Below are 13,468 nucleotides of genomic sequence, written 5' to 3' on the forward strand. Positions count from 1 at the left end.
GGCCCGCATTCCGGCTACTTTGCCGAAATGGTGGGGGATTCCACGGTCGCCGCCGGCGGGGAACGCCGCCCGGGCCGGTTCCTGGCCGCCCTCGTCCTGCAGCGCTCGGCCCTGCGGCGCTGGGCACTGTGGCGGCTGCCGCGCCGCGGCCGGATCTGCTACCTCGTCGGGGTCGACGCGCTCGCCCTCGCCGCCGTCGTGCTCGCCGCCCTCCGCTTCCCGCCGCTCGCCGTGATGCTCGGCCCGTTCGCGCTGCTCCTGGGCGGGATGCTGGTGTCGGCCGAGCTCGCGCGCCCGGTGGAGCGCCACCGCGAGGACACCCTGCTCGGTCCCGGCGTCGACACCCCGTGGATCTTCGCCGGGGTGCTCGTGCTCCGGCCGGGCCTCGCCGTCGCGCTGGTCGCGCTCTCCGCGCTGCACCAGTGGTTCCGGGTCCGCAGAAGACCCGTTTACCGGCAGGTGTTCGGCGCCGCGGCCACGGCGCTGGCGGGCCTCGCCGCCGGTGCCTTCCTCACCGCGACCGGCCTCCGGCCGCTCGGCGCGGTCCTCGACAGCCGGACCGTCGGCCTGCTCGCCACCGCCGGGGTGGTGTTCCTCGCGGTGAACGCCGCGCTCGTGACCGGCGCCGACGGGCCCCGCCGTCCCCGCGACGCCGCGGCGGGGCACGCCTTCGACGCCGCGATGACGGCGTTCGGCCTGCCGCTGGCCTGGGCCGCCGGCGCCGCGCCGCTGCTGGTGCCGCTGCTGGCCGGCGCCACCGTCGTGCTGCACCGCGGCGGCCTGGGGGCCGGGCGCCGCGACCACGTCACCCTCGATCCCGGCACCGGCGTGCTGACCGCCGCGTCCTGGCGCGGCGCCGCCGAGGCCCGGCTGGACCGGCTCGGCGGCCACGGACCCGGCCCGGCCGTGCTGCTGCTCGACCTGGACCACTTCCGCCTGCTCAACGACCGCTACGGCGCCCGCATCGGCGACGCCGTCCTGCGCGCGGTCGCCGGCACGCTGCGTGACGAGGTCCGCGCCGCCGACCTCGTGGGCCGCTCGGGCGGCGAGGAGTTCGCGGTGCTGCTGCCCGGCACCGGCCGCTTCGACGCGATGGCGATCGCCGAGCGGATCCGGCTGCGGATCGCCTCGACGCCGGTGGCGCTGAAGGCGTCGGGCGACGGCCCGCAGTTCGTCGGGGTGACGGTGTCGATCGGCGTGGCGGACTGCGCCGGCGGCGGCGTCCTCGCGGACGCGCTGCTGGCCGCCGAAACGGCGTTGCTGCGGGCGAAGGCGGCGGGCCGCAACCGGACGGTCTGCGCCGAACCGGACGTCAGCTCATCGTGATGGCGTCGAGCTTCTCCCGCAGGTACTCCGACGCGATCACCTCGGGGTAGGTCCGGGTGCCCAGCGGCGGCGCCAGCGACGTGATCCGGGCGTCGTGGTCGGTTTCGTAGAAGAAGATCAGGGAGACCAGGTCCTCGTCCGGGGCCGACGCAGGCGGCGGCAGGACGCGGTGGCGCGTCGAACGCCAGCGGTCGCCGGTCCAGCGGGCCATCAGGTCGCCGATGTTGACCGTCAACGCGTCCGGGTGGAACGGCGCGTCCTCCCATTCGCCGCCGGCCGTGCAGACCTGCAGGCCGCCGAGCCCGGCCTGGCGGTCGAGCACGGTGACCGTGCCGAAGTCGGTGTGCGGGCCGATCCGGAACTGGTCCGGCTCCGGCGGCCCGACGTGGGTCATCGGCGGGTACCAGTTGATGTTGAACGTGTACGTCGGGTGCGCGGTGTGCCGGGTGAAGTGGCTTTCCGCGAGGCCGAGCGCCGCGGCGAAGATCTCCAGCAGGTGGTCCGACAGCGCCCGCATCCGGCGCATGTACTCGGTGGCCGTCTCGCCGAAGCCCGGCACCTCGTGCGGCCAGACGTTCGGCTGGAACCAGAACCCGTCGATCTCGGCGACGCCGAGCTTGGCGTCCGCGCCCGCGGAGTAGGACTCCTTGAGGTCCGGCGGGGTCTCGGTGCCCTCCGCGTAGCCGTTGGCCTCGACGCCGGGCGGCAGCCAGCCGCGGCCGCCGACGGTCACCGCGTAGCGCTGCTTGACGTCCTCGGGCAACGCGAAGAAGCGCCGGGCCAGCTCACGGGTCCGCGTGCGCAGGTCCGGCGGGACGCCGTGCCCGGTGACCAGCAGGAAGCCGGACTCCCGCAGGGCGTGGTCGATCCGGGCGGCGACCTCGGCGCGGCCTTCGGACGTGCCCGCGAACCACGGCGAAAGGTCCACGAGCGGAACGGATGACGGCATACGGCTCCTCGTCCAGCACTGTCCTATTCGGACTTCTCGACTCCGATGTCCTCGAACCACAGGTCCGGGCGCGCGGCGATGAACTCCGTCATCAGCGCGGTGCAGCCGGGGTCGTCGAGCAGGGTGATTCCGACGCCGAGCCCGGCGAGCCAGTCGTGCCCGCCGTGGAACGTCTCCGCCTCGCCGATGACCACGCGCCCGATACCGAACTGACGGACGAGCCCGGAGCAGTACCAGCACGGCGAGAGCGTGGTGACCATGATCGTGTCGCGGTAGTGCGGGCGGCGGCCGGCGTTGCGGAAGGCCGCGGTCTCGGCGTGCATCGACGGGTCGCCGTCCTGCACGCGCCGGTTGTGCCCGCGGCCGAGCAGGGTGCCCGCGGTGTCGAACAGCGCGGCCCCGATCGGGACGCCGCCTTCGGCCTTGCCCAGCTCGGCTTCCTCGCGGGCGACGGCGAGCAGGGCGTGCGGATCGATCGTCATGCGTCACTCTTTCCGGCCGGGGCGGCGCCTGGCAAGTGTTCGCCCGCCCGACTGCACCATCCGGCGGATCGCGGACCGGTTCTGTCCGCGATGTCTGGCACACTGCGGGCCATGTACGGCACTTCGGAACGGCTGCTCCGGCTGTTGTCCTTGCTGCAGGCGCGCCGGGACTGGCCGGGCGCGGACCTGGCGGCCCGGCTCGAGGTGGACGTCCGCACGATCCGCCGCGACGTCGAGCGGCTGCGGTCCCTCGGCTACCCGGTGCACGCGACACCGGGCGTGGCCGGCGGCTACCGGCTCGGCGCGGGCGCGGCGCTGCCGCCGCTCCTGCTGGACGACGACGAAGCGGTGGCGGTGGCGGTCGGCCTGCGCACGGCGGCGAGCGGCACGGTCAGCGGCATCGAGGAGACGTCGGTGCGCGCGCTGGCGAAGCTGGAGCAGGTGCTGCCGGCGCGCCTGCGCCCCCGGGTGGGCGCCCTGCAGGCGGCCACCGTCTCCCTGCCGGGCGCGGGGCCGACGGTGGACGCGTCGGTGCTGACGGCGATCGCCGCGGCCTGCCGCGACCACGAGCGTCTCCGCTTCGGCTACGACGACCGGACGGGCGCCTCGACGGACCGGTCGGTCGAGCCGCTGCGCCTGGTCCACACCGGACGCCGCTGGTACCTGGTGGCGTACGACCTCGGCCGCGAAGCGTGGCGGACGTTCCGGGTCGACCGGATCACCGGCGTCCCCTCGGCGGGCTTCCGGTTCACCCCGCGCGAGCCACCGGCGCCGGACCTGGCGGAGTACGTCTCCCGGCAGATCTCGACGGCGCCGTACCCGCACCAGTTCGTGCTGCGCGTGGCCGCACCGGCCGAAGTGCTGGCGCGGCGGATCCCGCCGACGTCGGGCGTGGTGGAGGCGGTCGACGAGCACAGCTGCCGGGTGCGGACCGGGGCGAACACCCTGGACACGGTGCCGTACTACCTGGCGCAGTGGGGGTACGACTTCGTGGTGGAGGAGGCCCCGCCGGGGCTGGTCGAGCGGCTGCGGGAGGTGGCGGAGCGATTCGCGCGGGCGGTCGGGTGAGCGGCTCGGGCTAGTTCGGTTCCACCCGGACTCGGTGGTGCTCGCCGTCGGTGAGGAAGGTTGCCAGCCGGGTTCCTTCGGCCGCGACCTCGTCGCGTTCCGGGCCGGTCAGCCGGCGCAGCGGCCGCACCGCCACTCCGTCGCCGTCGGTTGTCCAGGTCGCGCTCACGCGGCCGTCCACCAGCACCATGCGCTCACCCGCCACCGAGAGGCCGCGGTGGGCGTCGTCGATGATGCGGGTGCGGTCGTCGTAGCCGAGGATCGCGTTGTCGAACGCCGGCAGGAACCGGACCGGGGCCGGCGTGTCCGGGCCGGGGCGCGGGGCGTCCGGCAGGTCGAGCAGCTCGCGGCCCCGCGCGTCGCGGAAGGACACCAGCTCCTCGCGCACGGCCTTCACCGCCGACGGCAGCCCGGCCAGGCCGGACCACGCGCGCAGGTCCGCCGTCGCCGCCGGGCCGTACGCCGCCAGGTAGCGGCGCACCAGGGCCTGCCCGACGCCGTCGTCCGGGTCGAGCGGGTCGCCGTCGCGGCCCAGCCAGGCCGCCAGCGGCAGGTTGCGCACGCCCGCCTTGGTCCGCCACAGCCCGCGCGGCGGCAGCTGGACCACCGGGATCAGCGCGGCGACGAGCATTTCCCCGAGCGGCCGCGGCCCCGCCGCGGGCCAGCGGCCGGCGACCGCCCTGGCCAGCTCGCCCATCGAGCGCGCCTCGCCGTCGGCCAGCACCGCCCGGCCCGCGGCCGCGAGCTCGCCGAGGTCGACGCCGGCGAGCTCGCGGCGGTAGGTGCCGAGGACGCGCTGGCGCAGCATCGCGTCGAACCGGGTCCGCCACGCGAGCACGTCGCCGGCCGTGAGCAGGTGCACGGTCCGGCGCATGAGGTGGGTCCGCACCACGCGCCGGCCGGTCAGCAGGTCGTCCAGCGCCGCCGGCTCGAAGCCGCGCAGCCGCGACCACAGCCCGGTGAACGGTTCCTGCGGTTCCTGCGCCTGCAGGCCGCCGAGGTGGGCGACGGCGTCGTGCACCGGCAACGCCGCGCGTTCGAGCAGCAGCTGGCGGGCGAGCGTGGCGCGGTTGAGGGCGCGGGTGTCCAGGACGGTCTTCGGCACGGAGCCACTGTGGCAGAGATAGCGGACAGAATTTGTCCGCTACTGCGGCCTGGTATTGAACGACCGCTCAGTCTGTGACGGGCGTCACGCCCAGCATGCGCAGCACGAGCTCGCCGTACTCCTTGCCCAGTGCGGTCGGCGTCTGCCGGGCCCGCTCGCTGTACCACCGGGCGACGTCGACGCCGAGCGAGAGCACCGCCCGCGCGGCGACGTGCGGGTCGGACACGGTGAACACGCCGGCGGCGGCGCCGTCGGCGATGACCTCGCGCACGATCCGCTCGATCCGCCGCCGCAGCTCGGCGACCACCTCGAACTCCTGCTCCGGGAGCGCCTGCAGCTCGTACTGGACGACCCGGGCGACGGTGTGCCGCCGCGCGTGCCAGGCCACGAAGTCCTCGACGATGAGCCGGATCCGCCGGGTCGGATCGGTTTCCTTCGCGACGACGTTCTCGACGAGCGCGAGGGTCTGTTCGTGCCCGTACCGGCTGATGGCGAACAGCAGCGCGGCCTTGGACGGAAAGTGCACGTAGAGCGCGGCGGGCGACATCCCGGCGGCTCCGGCGATGTCCCGCGTGGTGGTGGCGTGGTACCCGCGCTGGGCGAAGGCCTCGACCCCGGCCAGCATGAGCCGCCGCGCTGTCTCGGGCTGAACATCGGGCCACAGTTCGGCCGACAGCGACATCGTCATCCGCTGATCCTCCCAGATCGCCCCGCTCGACCGCGGCCACGACGGCCCGATGGCGCCCATTGTAAGCGAGCGCTTTGTCAGCGTATCTGGGGAGACATCCCGGAATGGGGATGTCAGGCCGGCAACGTAGCGCCTCGGCGGCCGTGTGCCTCCGGTCAGGACAAGTGCGCCGACAGGAGCCAGGCGGGTGTCGATTTCCGGCCGTTGCCCTCGTCCCGGACATCGCTGCCGGCGAAGTCCGCGAAGTCGGGGAAACCGTCCGGGACGTTGGCGTGGATGCGGGCCGGCCTGATCTCGTCGATCGTCCAGTACGCGCCCACCACCTCGTGAAGTTCTTCCGCCGAAACGGGGTTGACCCGGTCGGAGGGCACGGTGGTGCTGTCGAACACCAGCACGAAGTAGGACGCTCCGGGCGCCGCGGCGCGCACGATCGATTCCTGGTAGCCCTGGCGCAGGCGGACCGGCATCGAGTGGAACAAGGTGCTGTCGACGATGGTGCCGAACCGGCCGTCGTAGCCGGTGAACGTGCTGATGTCGGCGACCGCGAAGCTGGCGCCGGCCAGGCCCCGGCGGGCGGCTTCCGCGCGGGCGATGGCGATCGCGGTCGGCGACTGGTCCAGGCCGACGGTCGTGAAGCCCCGCTCGGCGAGGTGGAGCGACGTCGTGCCCTCGCCGCAGCCGGCGTCGAGGACCTCGCCGTGAAAAGCGTCCGCGTCGATGAGCGCGGCGATCTCGGGTTGCGGTTCGCCGATGCTCCACGGCGGCCGGAAGCCCGGTCCCATCTCGGGGGCCTGGCCTCGATAGGCGGATTCGAACAACGCGTTGCTGGCTGGGCTCGTCATGCCCCCAGAGTGTCAACCAGGTTGATATATGTCAACATGGTTGACATGAACGGTTTCCGGGACGAGCCGCTCGGCTACCTGCTGCACCGGGTCACCGCGGCTCTGCGCGCCGAGGTGGCCGCCACCGTGCTCGGGCCGGCGGAGCTGGTCGCCCCGGAGTACCTCTGCCTGCGGATGCTGGCGCAGGCGCCGAAGTCCAACGCCGAGCTGGCCCGCGAGGCCCAGGTGTCGCCGCAGGCGATGAACAAGGTGGTGCGCGAGCTGCAGGACCGCGGCCTGGTGAGCCGGCCCGCCTCGGTGTCGTCCGGGAGGTCGTTGCCCGCCACGCTGACGCGCGAGGGCGTGACCATGCTCGCGCGCCTCGACCCCCAGGTGGTCGAGGCCGAGGATCGGGTCCTGGCCAACCTCGGCGAACAGGACCGGCGCGAGCTCCGGAGGCTCCTCCTCGGGGTCGGCCGGGTCGCGTCCCGGCGGTGATCCCGCCGGGAGACGACCCCCGATGTGCACTTCACTAGCTCTCCGCGCTCGATTCTTCGCCCGGCGTGTAGCGCCAGAACGACCTCGCCAGGACCGCGCCGGTCAGGACGAGTACCGCGCAGGTCAGTGCGGTCGCCGACCAGGCCACGGCGAGGGGGAGCGCCGAGGCCATGATCCCGGCGCGGAGGTCGCCGAGGCGGGGACCGCCGGTGACGACGACGGTGTACACGCCCTGTAGCCGGCCGCGCATCCGGTCCGGGACGGCGGTCTGCAGGATCGTCTGCCGGTACACCGCGCTGACGAGGTCGGCCGCGCCGGCGACGGTGAGCAGGCTCACCGCGAGCCACAGGGTGGGGGCGAGCCCGGCCAGCGCGACGGTTCCGGCCCAGACCACCACCGCCGCGGTGAGGGCGACGCCTTGGCGCCGCACCCGGCCGATCCAGCCGCTGGACAGGCCGGCGAGCACCGAGCCGATCGCGATCGCGGAGTAGAGCAGGCCGATTCCGCCGTGCCACCGCGTTTCGGCCGCCTGGGGGAACAGGGCGGTCGGCATGGCCAGCACCATCGCGGCGATGTCGACCAGGAAGGACATCAGCAGAACCTGACGGCCGGCGAGGAAACGCAGGCCGTCGAGGACCGAGCGCAGGCCGGGACGCCCGAGGGGCGCCGCCGGCGGCAGGGGCGGGAGCCGGAAGGTGGCGTAGAGCGCGGCGGTGAACAACACCGCGTCGGCGCCGTAGGCGTAGCAGAATCCGTTCGGCAGTCCGAGGAGAACACCCGCGACGAGCGGGCCCAGAACCTGTCCGGCCGTCGAGGCGGTGTAGTTCAGCGAGTTGGCCGCGGGCACCAGATCCGGGGTGACGAGGGCCGGGACGATGGCGCCGCGGACCGCGGACGACACCGCGAAACCGCCGGACTGCACGGCGACGAGCGCGAGGATCAGCGGCACCGACCGCAGCCCGGCCGCCGCCTGGGCGAACAACGCGAGCGTGACCGTCCAGGTGAGCGCCGAGGAGACCAGGTTCAGGCGTCGCCGGTCCACGGCGTCGGCGATCGCGCCGCCGTAGAGCCCGAACACCAGGATCGGGACGAGCCCGGCCAGCCCGGCGAGACCGACGTCGAACGACGAATGCGACAGGTCGTAGATCTGCACCGGCACGGCGACCTCGGTCACCACCGTCCCGACCACCGCGGCGCTCTGGCCGAAGAAGGTCCGGCGGAACACGGGGTTTGCCAGCGGCCGGATGTCCACGGCGATCCGGCGGAGGCGGCTCTGCGGAGCGCTGGTCGTCATGGGCTCACGTTCGCAGCCACCGCCGGGCCACACTTCCGATAATCTGTCGACTTGTGTCAGAAAACCGCCACGAGCACGCGGCCGGACAGGTCATCGAGCGGCACCGGCACGACGAGCACCAGCTGGTGTACGTCATCCGGGGCGTGCTCGCGGTCCGCACCGACCGCGGCGCGTGGGTCGCGTGCGCCGACCGCGCCGTCTGGATGCCCGCCGGCACCTGGCACGAACACCGCGTCTACGGCGCTTCCGAGGTGCTCACGCTGATGTTCCCCAGCCACGACGCGCCGTTGGACGGCACCGCGCCCGCGGTCATCGCCGTCAGCGCGCTGCTGCGCGAACTCCTCATCGCCGCCACCGAACCCGGCCTCGACGCGGCCGAAGCCGCCCGGCTCCACCTGGTGCTCCGCGACCGCCTGCGCCGCGCCCACGACCGGCCGCTGACCCTGCCCGCGGCCCGCGACCCCCGCTTGGCCCACGCGTGCCGCCTCGTCACCGAAGACCTCAGCCGGCCCCGCACGACGGCGTGGCTGGCCCGCCGCACCGGAACCAGCGAGCGCACGCTGTCCCGGCTGTTCCGCGTCGAGTTCGGGACCACCTACCCGCAGTGGCGCACCACGACCCGCGTGTTCCACGCGATGATCCAGCTCGCGGAGGGCGCCAGCGTCACCCGGACCGCACACCAGTGCGGCTGGGCCACGCCGAGCGCGTTCGTCGAAACGTTCACCCGCACCATGGGGCGGACACCGGGCTCCTACCGGGCTACTCAGCATCAGCGACCGGAACCTTGAGCTTCACGGCTCGATCACCAGCGCGGCGATGTGATCGCCGTCCAAGGTGAACCGGAACCGCAGGTCGACGACGCCGCCGGGGAAGTCGCCTTCGAGGTGGTGCACGGCGACGTAGTGCCGGTCGTCGTCGCGGTGGGCCGCGACGAGTGTCGTGGTGTAGGTGTACTGGCTCGCGGCGCGGGCGAGCCAGTCGCGGATCTCGCGCTTGCCGCGGTGGGTGTGGCCCTCGTCGGTGACGACGGCGTCCTCGGTGTAGCAGGCCAGCGCCGCGTCCAGGTCGCGAGCCTGGTGGGCGGCCAGGTAGCCGATGATCAGTGCGGGCAGTTCGCGGGTGTCGATCGCTTCGGTCATGGGGTCCACCGTGGGGTCTCTCCCGGGGAGAGGGTCAAGCGGTGCACAGTGGAGGAGTGTTCCGTGGATTGACGATCGGCGAGTTCGCGCAGCTGACGCACCTGAGCGTGCGAACCCTGCGCCGGTACCACGAGTCCGGCCTCCTGGAGCCCGCTTCGGTCGACCCCGCCAGCGGCTACCGGTACTACACCGCCGGCCAGATCCCGGCCGCGCAGGTCATCCACCGGCTGCGGGAGCTGGACGTGCCGCTGGCCGACGTGGCCAAGATCCTCGCGACCGAGGACGCGGCGGAGCGCGCGGACCTGGTCGCCGGCCACCTGCGGCGGCTGGAGGAGGAACTGGCGCGGACCCGGGCCGCGGTGGTTTCCCTGCAGCGGCTCCTGTCTCCCGGGGCCGGCGGGTTCGATGTCGAGCTCCGCTCGGTGGCGGCGAGGACGGTCGCGGCGGTCGAGGACGTCGTCGACCACGAGGACGTGCTGTCGTGGTTCGACCGGGCGATGGCCGAGCTCGACGCCGCGACCGCCGGCCTGCCTCCGCTCGGTCCGCCGGGCGGCCGCTACGCCAACGAGCTGTTCACCGGCGGCCGGGGCGCGGTCCTGGTCCACCGGCCCGTCGCCGACCCACCGACCCGGGGACGGGTGCGGCCGGTGGAGTTGCCGCCGGCCGAACTCGCCGTCGTCGTCCACAACGGACCCCACGACGACATCGACGTGACCTACGGCCGCCTCGGCGCCTGGGTGGTCGACCACGCCCTCGCGGTGGACGGTCCGGTCCACGAAACGTACGTGGTCGGCCCGCGCGACAACCCGGACCCGGCAACTTGGCGAACGGAGATCGGCTGGCCCGTGTTCCGGCTCGCGTCGTCGCCATGACGGGGCGATCGGATGACGCGCAGTGCCGCGCCTCGGGGGTCTGACCGGTGGCGGTTGACTGCGGCCGACCATGAGGCGATCTGCGTCGAACGAATGAACCGGACGCTCGATTACCTTCGCAGCAGTGCGGTATTCCCGGAAGATTTCCCCAGTGAAGAACCGCGGTTCGAACCCTATTACGCTTGAGGCGCGAGCTGATCCGGCACTCAGCGGGCTTGGTTCCCAGCTCGCAGCGCCGTCTTGCGCTCATTCCAGCGGCGCATCATCGCGGAGGTTTCCTCTCTGAGGAATCGGATGAGTTCGAGTGTCTCGTTCAGCCGGTCGGCCGCCGGTGAGTCGCCCAGAATGGCGATGCCTTCCCGGATATCCGCCTCTCCTCGGTCGAGGAACGGGTTCGCGCTGACGGTGGACTCGTACCACGAGCCGTCGACGACGTAAGCGTGGCGGCGCGTTCCCGGGTCCCGCTCGGTGCGGATCAGGCGGACCTGGACGAGGTAGCGGACGGCGCCGGAGACGCCGCCCGTACTGGCGTGCAGGCGGTCCGCGAGCTCGAGGTCCTCGGCAGTCCGGTCGCCGAACTGGGGCACAGCTCCGACAACCCCTTCGCCGACCTGTTCGTCCGGCTGTCCGAAGTGGACGCCCGTGGCCGCTCCCGCAACGTCGGCGACGGATTCGTCCGGCTCGGTCCCTCGACCGCCCAGGGCGTGGTCCGGGTGGAGCTCGACCCCGTCGCGCACCGGTTCGCGCGCGGCAGCCGGCTCCGGCTGCTCGTCGCGGGCGGGTCACACCCGCGGTGGGAGCGCAATCTCGGAACGGGCGACGATCCGGCTACCGCAACGACGATGCTGCCGTCACACCGGAAGATCGACCTGTCCCTCTCCCGGCTCGTCGTGCCGGTCGGCTCTCGCCTGGCCGTGAAGGTTCAGTGAGCTAGACGTCCACTGTGGTCAGGGCGTTCCCGTCCGGAACGGTGTGACGGCGCCGGGCCGGGGCCATCGACGTCGGGTGGTGGACGCTCCAGGCCGCGCTCCGGCAGATCAGTTCCTTCAGGCGCGCGGCCATCCTGCCGGTGACCGCCGACGGTTTCGGCTGGTCGTCCGGTGTCACCCACTGCACGATGGCGTCGCGGCGGCCGAGGCTGATGCATTGGGCGGTGTAGCCGATCTTGTTCGGCGGCAGCGGGCGCCCGGTCAGGCGGGCGGCGATGGCGTCGGCCGCCTGGTAGGCCGAAGGAACCCCCGAGGCGCAGGACATCCGCAGCGGTGTGCCGGTCGCGCCCGGGGCGAGCGCGGCGTCGCCGACGGCGTAGACGTCCCCGTGCGAGACCGACCGCATCGTGTCGTCGACGACGATCTGTCCCGTCGCGGACACCTCCAGCGTCGTGGCCGCGGCGATGGGGTCGACGGCGAAACCGGCCGTCCACACGGTCACCTGGCTCCGGATCGTGCGGCCGTCGGCGGTGATCACGCCGTCCGGCTCGACCGCCGCGACGCCGGTGTGTTCGTGCACCGTGATGCCGAGCCGGGCGAACGTCCGGCGCAGGTGCTCCTGGGCCTTCTCGCTCAGCCAGTCGCCGAGGCCGCCGCGGGCGGCGAGGGAAACCTCGAGGTCCGGACGGGCTTCGGCGATCTCGGTGACGGCTTCGATGCCGGTGAGCCCGCCGCCCACGACGAGCACGGTTGCGCCCGCGGCGAGGCCGGCGAGCCGCTCGCGCAGCCGCAGCGCGGACTGCTTGCCGGCGATGTGGTGGGCGTGCTCCGCGACGCCGGGAACGCCGTCGACGGCAGCAGTGCTGCCGAGGGCGTAGACGAGCGTGTCGTAGGCGATCTCGTCACCGCCGGCGAGGGCGACGATCTTGCGTTCGACGTCGACGGCGGTGACCCGCGCCGTCCGCACCTGCACGCCCGTGCCCGCGAAGACGCCGGCCAGCGGGCGCGGCTTCAGGTCCTGGCCGGTCGCGAGCTGGTGCATGCGGACACGCTCGACGAAGTCGGGCTCGGCGTTGACGAGGGTGATGTCCGTGTCGGCGGGGTGCAGCCGCTTGGCCAAGCGCCCGGCGGCGTTGGCTCCGGCGTATCCGGCCCCGAGGACGACGATGCGGTGCTTCATGGTTTCACTCCTGTCCGGCTGGTGTCGCTCCCTGAACCAGGCAGCGGCACGGAACCTGACAGCCGTGCGTTGTGATCCGGGTCACCAGTCGCCGGGGAGGGGATCTCCGGTGCCGGACGCGGCCCACCGGCGCGTCGCGCGTTCGAGCTTGCCCGGGTTCGCCTGGGCGTGCACGGCCGCGATGCCCTCGGCGGTCACCTCGAGGGAGAAGACGCCGGCGACCCGGTCGCCGACCACCATGACCAGCGCGGGTCCGCCGTTGGCGACGGCGGCGAACAGCTCGGGGCGGCCGCCGATCATCTCCCACTTGGCCTCGGTGGGTGTGAAGAGCGTGCGCAGGAACCTCGCCACCCGCAGCGCACCGATGATCGGCCGCGGCACCGAGAAGACCACGCCACCGCCGTCGCCCGCACTGACGACGTCGTCGGTCAGCATCTTCACCAGCGAGTCGGTCCGGCCGCTGAGGGCGGCGGTGAGGAACTCTTCGACGATCTTGCGGGCGGCGGCCGCATCGACCTCCACCCGGCGCCGGTCGGTGGCCAGGTGCTGCTTGGCTCGCCGGTGGATCTGCTGGCAGTTGGCCTCGGTGAGGGTGAGCAGCTCGGCGATCTCGCCGTGCGAGTACCCGAACGCCTCGCGCAGCACGTACACGGCGCGCTCCCGGGGCGAGAGCCGCTCCATCAGCGTGAGCATGGCGATCGAGACCGACTCCCGCTGCTCGGCGGTGTCGGAAGGCCCGAGCATCCGGTCCCCGGCGAGGACCGGCTCGGGAAGCCACTGGCCCACGTAGGTTTCCCGCCGGGCCCGCGCCGAGGTGAGCCGGTTGAGGCAGAGGTTGGTGAGCACCTTCGTCAGCCACGCCTCGGGCGTCTCGATGAGCGCGCGATCGGCGGACTGCCAGCGCAGGAACGTGTCCTGCACCGCGTCTTCGGCGTCGGTGGCCGATCCCAGCAGCCGGTAGGCGATGGCTTCGAGCCTCGCCCTGGCCCCCTCGAACACTGCGACCTCTTGCGCGCCGACCGGCATGAGCTCAAGCTACCGCCGGCCGCCGGGGCGTGACACTCCGGCCGACTCGGGTTGACTTTGCCAGTTGTTTCAGTCGAGACTGAAACAACTG

The 13,468-nt window shown here is 73.1% G+C and carries 16 protein-coding genes; 6 read left to right on the plus strand and 10 right to left on the minus strand.

The annotated features are described in order from the left end of the window. Positions 1 to 27: 27 nt before the first annotated feature. The gene (locus AB0M93_RS18645; protein ID WP_364274982.1) at positions 28 to 1,326 is read left to right on the plus strand and encodes a GGDEF domain-containing protein; all 1,299 of its coding nucleotides are present in this window, start codon (positions 28 to 30) and stop codon (positions 1,324 to 1,326) included. Here AB0M93_RS18645 and AB0M93_RS18650 read toward each other — a convergent pair. Both AB0M93_RS18650 and AB0M93_RS18655 read right to left on the minus strand, forming a co-directional pair. Further along, entirely contained in the window at positions 1,313 to 2,275 is a 963-nt protein-coding gene (locus AB0M93_RS18650; protein WP_364274984.1) for a 2-oxoglutarate and iron-dependent oxygenase domain-containing protein, read from the minus strand. The genes AB0M93_RS18645 and AB0M93_RS18650 overlap by 14 nt on opposite strands. 23 nt (positions 2,276 to 2,298) lie before the next feature. Continuing rightward, complete coding sequence (locus AB0M93_RS18655; RefSeq protein WP_364274986.1) at positions 2,299 to 2,757, minus strand: nucleoside deaminase; 459 nt, start codon at positions 2,755 to 2,757, stop codon at positions 2,299 to 2,301. Positions 2,758 to 2,868: 111 nt separating this feature from the next. Here AB0M93_RS18655 and AB0M93_RS18660 point away from each other — a divergent pair, with 111 nt between their 5' ends. Further along, positions 2,869 to 3,825 carry a YafY family protein gene (locus tag AB0M93_RS18660; protein WP_364274988.1) on the plus strand — a complete coding sequence of 319 codons (957 nt, stop codon included), beginning with the start codon at positions 2,869 to 2,871 and terminating at the stop codon, positions 3,823 to 3,825. A gap of 10 nt (positions 3,826 to 3,835) precedes the next feature. Here AB0M93_RS18660 and AB0M93_RS18665 read toward each other — a convergent pair whose 3' ends face one another. The 3 genes from AB0M93_RS18665 to AB0M93_RS18675 form a co-directional block, all read right to left on the minus strand. Then, positions 3,836 to 4,930, minus strand: coding sequence for a winged helix DNA-binding domain-containing protein (locus AB0M93_RS18665; RefSeq protein WP_364274990.1), 1,095 nt, complete (start codon positions 4,928 to 4,930; stop codon positions 3,836 to 3,838). 67 nt (positions 4,931 to 4,997) lie between these two features. Further along, positions 4,998 to 5,618, minus strand: coding sequence for a TetR/AcrR family transcriptional regulator (locus AB0M93_RS18670; protein WP_364274992.1), 621 nt, complete (start codon positions 5,616 to 5,618; stop codon positions 4,998 to 5,000). A gap of 155 nt (positions 5,619 to 5,773) precedes the next feature. Next, complete coding sequence (locus tag AB0M93_RS18675; RefSeq protein WP_364274994.1) at positions 5,774 to 6,460, minus strand: class I SAM-dependent methyltransferase; 687 nt, start codon at positions 6,458 to 6,460, stop codon at positions 5,774 to 5,776. Positions 6,461 to 6,505: 45 nt separating this feature from the next. On the opposite strand from AB0M93_RS18675, the gene AB0M93_RS18680 reads away from it, so the two are divergent. After that, on the plus strand, positions 6,506 to 6,937 hold the full coding sequence (locus AB0M93_RS18680) for a MarR family transcriptional regulator (RefSeq protein WP_364274996.1): 432 nt from the start codon (positions 6,506 to 6,508) through the stop codon (positions 6,935 to 6,937). Between the two features lie 34 nt (positions 6,938 to 6,971). Here AB0M93_RS18680 and AB0M93_RS18685 read toward each other — a convergent pair whose 3' ends face one another. After that, positions 6,972 to 8,231 carry an MFS transporter gene (locus AB0M93_RS18685; RefSeq protein ID WP_364274998.1) on the minus strand — a complete coding sequence of 420 codons (1,260 nt, stop codon included), beginning with the start codon at positions 8,229 to 8,231 and terminating at the stop codon, positions 6,972 to 6,974. Between the two features lie 53 nt (positions 8,232 to 8,284). Between AB0M93_RS18685 and AB0M93_RS18690 the strand changes: the two genes are divergently transcribed. After that, positions 8,285 to 9,019, plus strand: coding sequence for a helix-turn-helix transcriptional regulator (locus AB0M93_RS18690; protein WP_364274999.1), 735 nt, complete (start codon positions 8,285 to 8,287; stop codon positions 9,017 to 9,019). A 3-nt stretch (positions 9,020 to 9,022) separates the two neighbouring features. Here the strand turns inward: AB0M93_RS18690 and AB0M93_RS18695 are convergent, their stop codons facing one another. Continuing rightward, positions 9,023 to 9,370, minus strand: coding sequence for a nuclear transport factor 2 family protein (locus AB0M93_RS18695; protein WP_364275001.1), 348 nt, complete (start codon positions 9,368 to 9,370; stop codon positions 9,023 to 9,025). A 56-nt stretch (positions 9,371 to 9,426) separates the two neighbouring features. Here AB0M93_RS18695 and AB0M93_RS18700 point away from each other — a divergent pair, with 56 nt between their 5' ends. Next, positions 9,427 to 10,242, plus strand: coding sequence for a MerR family transcriptional regulator (locus AB0M93_RS18700; RefSeq protein ID WP_364275003.1), 816 nt, complete (start codon positions 9,427 to 9,429; stop codon positions 10,240 to 10,242). A gap of 206 nt (positions 10,243 to 10,448) precedes the next feature. Here the strand turns inward: AB0M93_RS18700 and AB0M93_RS18705 are convergent, their stop codons facing one another. Beyond that, entirely contained in the window at positions 10,449 to 10,829 is a 381-nt protein-coding gene (locus AB0M93_RS18705; RefSeq protein WP_364275005.1) for a helix-turn-helix domain-containing protein, read from the minus strand. Between AB0M93_RS18705 and AB0M93_RS18710 the strand changes: the two genes are divergently transcribed. After that, a complete protein-coding gene (locus AB0M93_RS18710; RefSeq protein ID WP_364275007.1) occupies positions 10,773 to 11,171 on the plus strand; it encodes a CocE/NonD family hydrolase C-terminal non-catalytic domain-containing protein in 399 nt (132 codons plus the stop codon). The genes AB0M93_RS18705 and AB0M93_RS18710 overlap by 57 nt on opposite strands. A 1-nt stretch (position 11,172) precedes the next feature. Here the strand turns inward: AB0M93_RS18710 and AB0M93_RS18715 are convergent, their stop codons facing one another. Beyond that, positions 11,173 to 12,351 (minus strand): FAD-dependent oxidoreductase, encoded by a 1,179-nt coding sequence (locus tag AB0M93_RS18715; RefSeq protein WP_364275009.1) that lies wholly within the window; start codon positions 12,349 to 12,351, stop codon positions 11,173 to 11,175. A gap of 81 nt (positions 12,352 to 12,432) precedes the next feature. Continuing rightward, positions 12,433 to 13,377 (minus strand): RNA polymerase sigma-70 factor, encoded by a 945-nt coding sequence (locus AB0M93_RS18720; RefSeq protein ID WP_364275010.1) that lies wholly within the window; start codon positions 13,375 to 13,377, stop codon positions 12,433 to 12,435. Positions 13,378 to 13,468: the final 91 nt, after the last annotated feature.

The organism is Amycolatopsis sp. NPDC051102 (genome assembly GCF_040682815.1).
Taxonomy (GTDB): Bacteria; Actinomycetota; Actinomycetes; order Mycobacteriales; family Pseudonocardiaceae; genus Amycolatopsis.

Excerpts from the sequence above, each read along its gene's own strand:
- AB0M93_RS18685 (WP_364274998.1), bottom strand. The coding sequence starts at position 8,231 with ATGACGACCAGCGCTCCGCAGAGCCGCCTCCGCCGGATCGCCGTGGAC.
- AB0M93_RS18650 (WP_364274984.1), bottom strand. The coding sequence starts at position 2,275 with ATGCCGTCATCCGTTCCGCTCGTGGACCTTTCGCCGTGGTTCGCGGGC.
- AB0M93_RS18720 (WP_364275010.1), bottom strand. The coding sequence starts at position 13,377 with ATGCCGGTCGGCGCGCAAGAGGTCGCAGTGTTCGAGGGGGCCAGGGCG.
- AB0M93_RS18670 (WP_364274992.1), bottom strand. The coding sequence starts at position 5,618 with ATGACGATGTCGCTGTCGGCCGAACTGTGGCCCGATGTTCAGCCCGAG.
- AB0M93_RS18655 (WP_364274986.1), bottom strand. The coding sequence starts at position 2,757 with ATGACGATCGATCCGCACGCCCTGCTCGCCGTCGCCCGCGAGGAAGCC.
- AB0M93_RS18695 (WP_364275001.1), bottom strand. The coding sequence starts at position 9,370 with ATGACCGAAGCGATCGACACCCGCGAACTGCCCGCACTGATCATCGGC.
- AB0M93_RS18715 (WP_364275009.1), bottom strand. The coding sequence starts at position 12,351 with ATGAAGCACCGCATCGTCGTCCTCGGGGCCGGATACGCCGGAGCCAAC.
- AB0M93_RS18675 (WP_364274994.1), bottom strand. The coding sequence starts at position 6,460 with ATGACGAGCCCAGCCAGCAACGCGTTGTTCGAATCCGCCTATCGAGGC.
- AB0M93_RS18645 (WP_364274982.1), top strand. The coding sequence starts at position 28 with ATGGTGGGGGATTCCACGGTCGCCGCCGGCGGGGAACGCCGCCCGGGC.
- AB0M93_RS18660 (WP_364274988.1), top strand. The coding sequence starts at position 2,869 with ATGTACGGCACTTCGGAACGGCTGCTCCGGCTGTTGTCCTTGCTGCAG.
- AB0M93_RS18680 (WP_364274996.1), top strand. The coding sequence starts at position 6,506 with ATGAACGGTTTCCGGGACGAGCCGCTCGGCTACCTGCTGCACCGGGTC.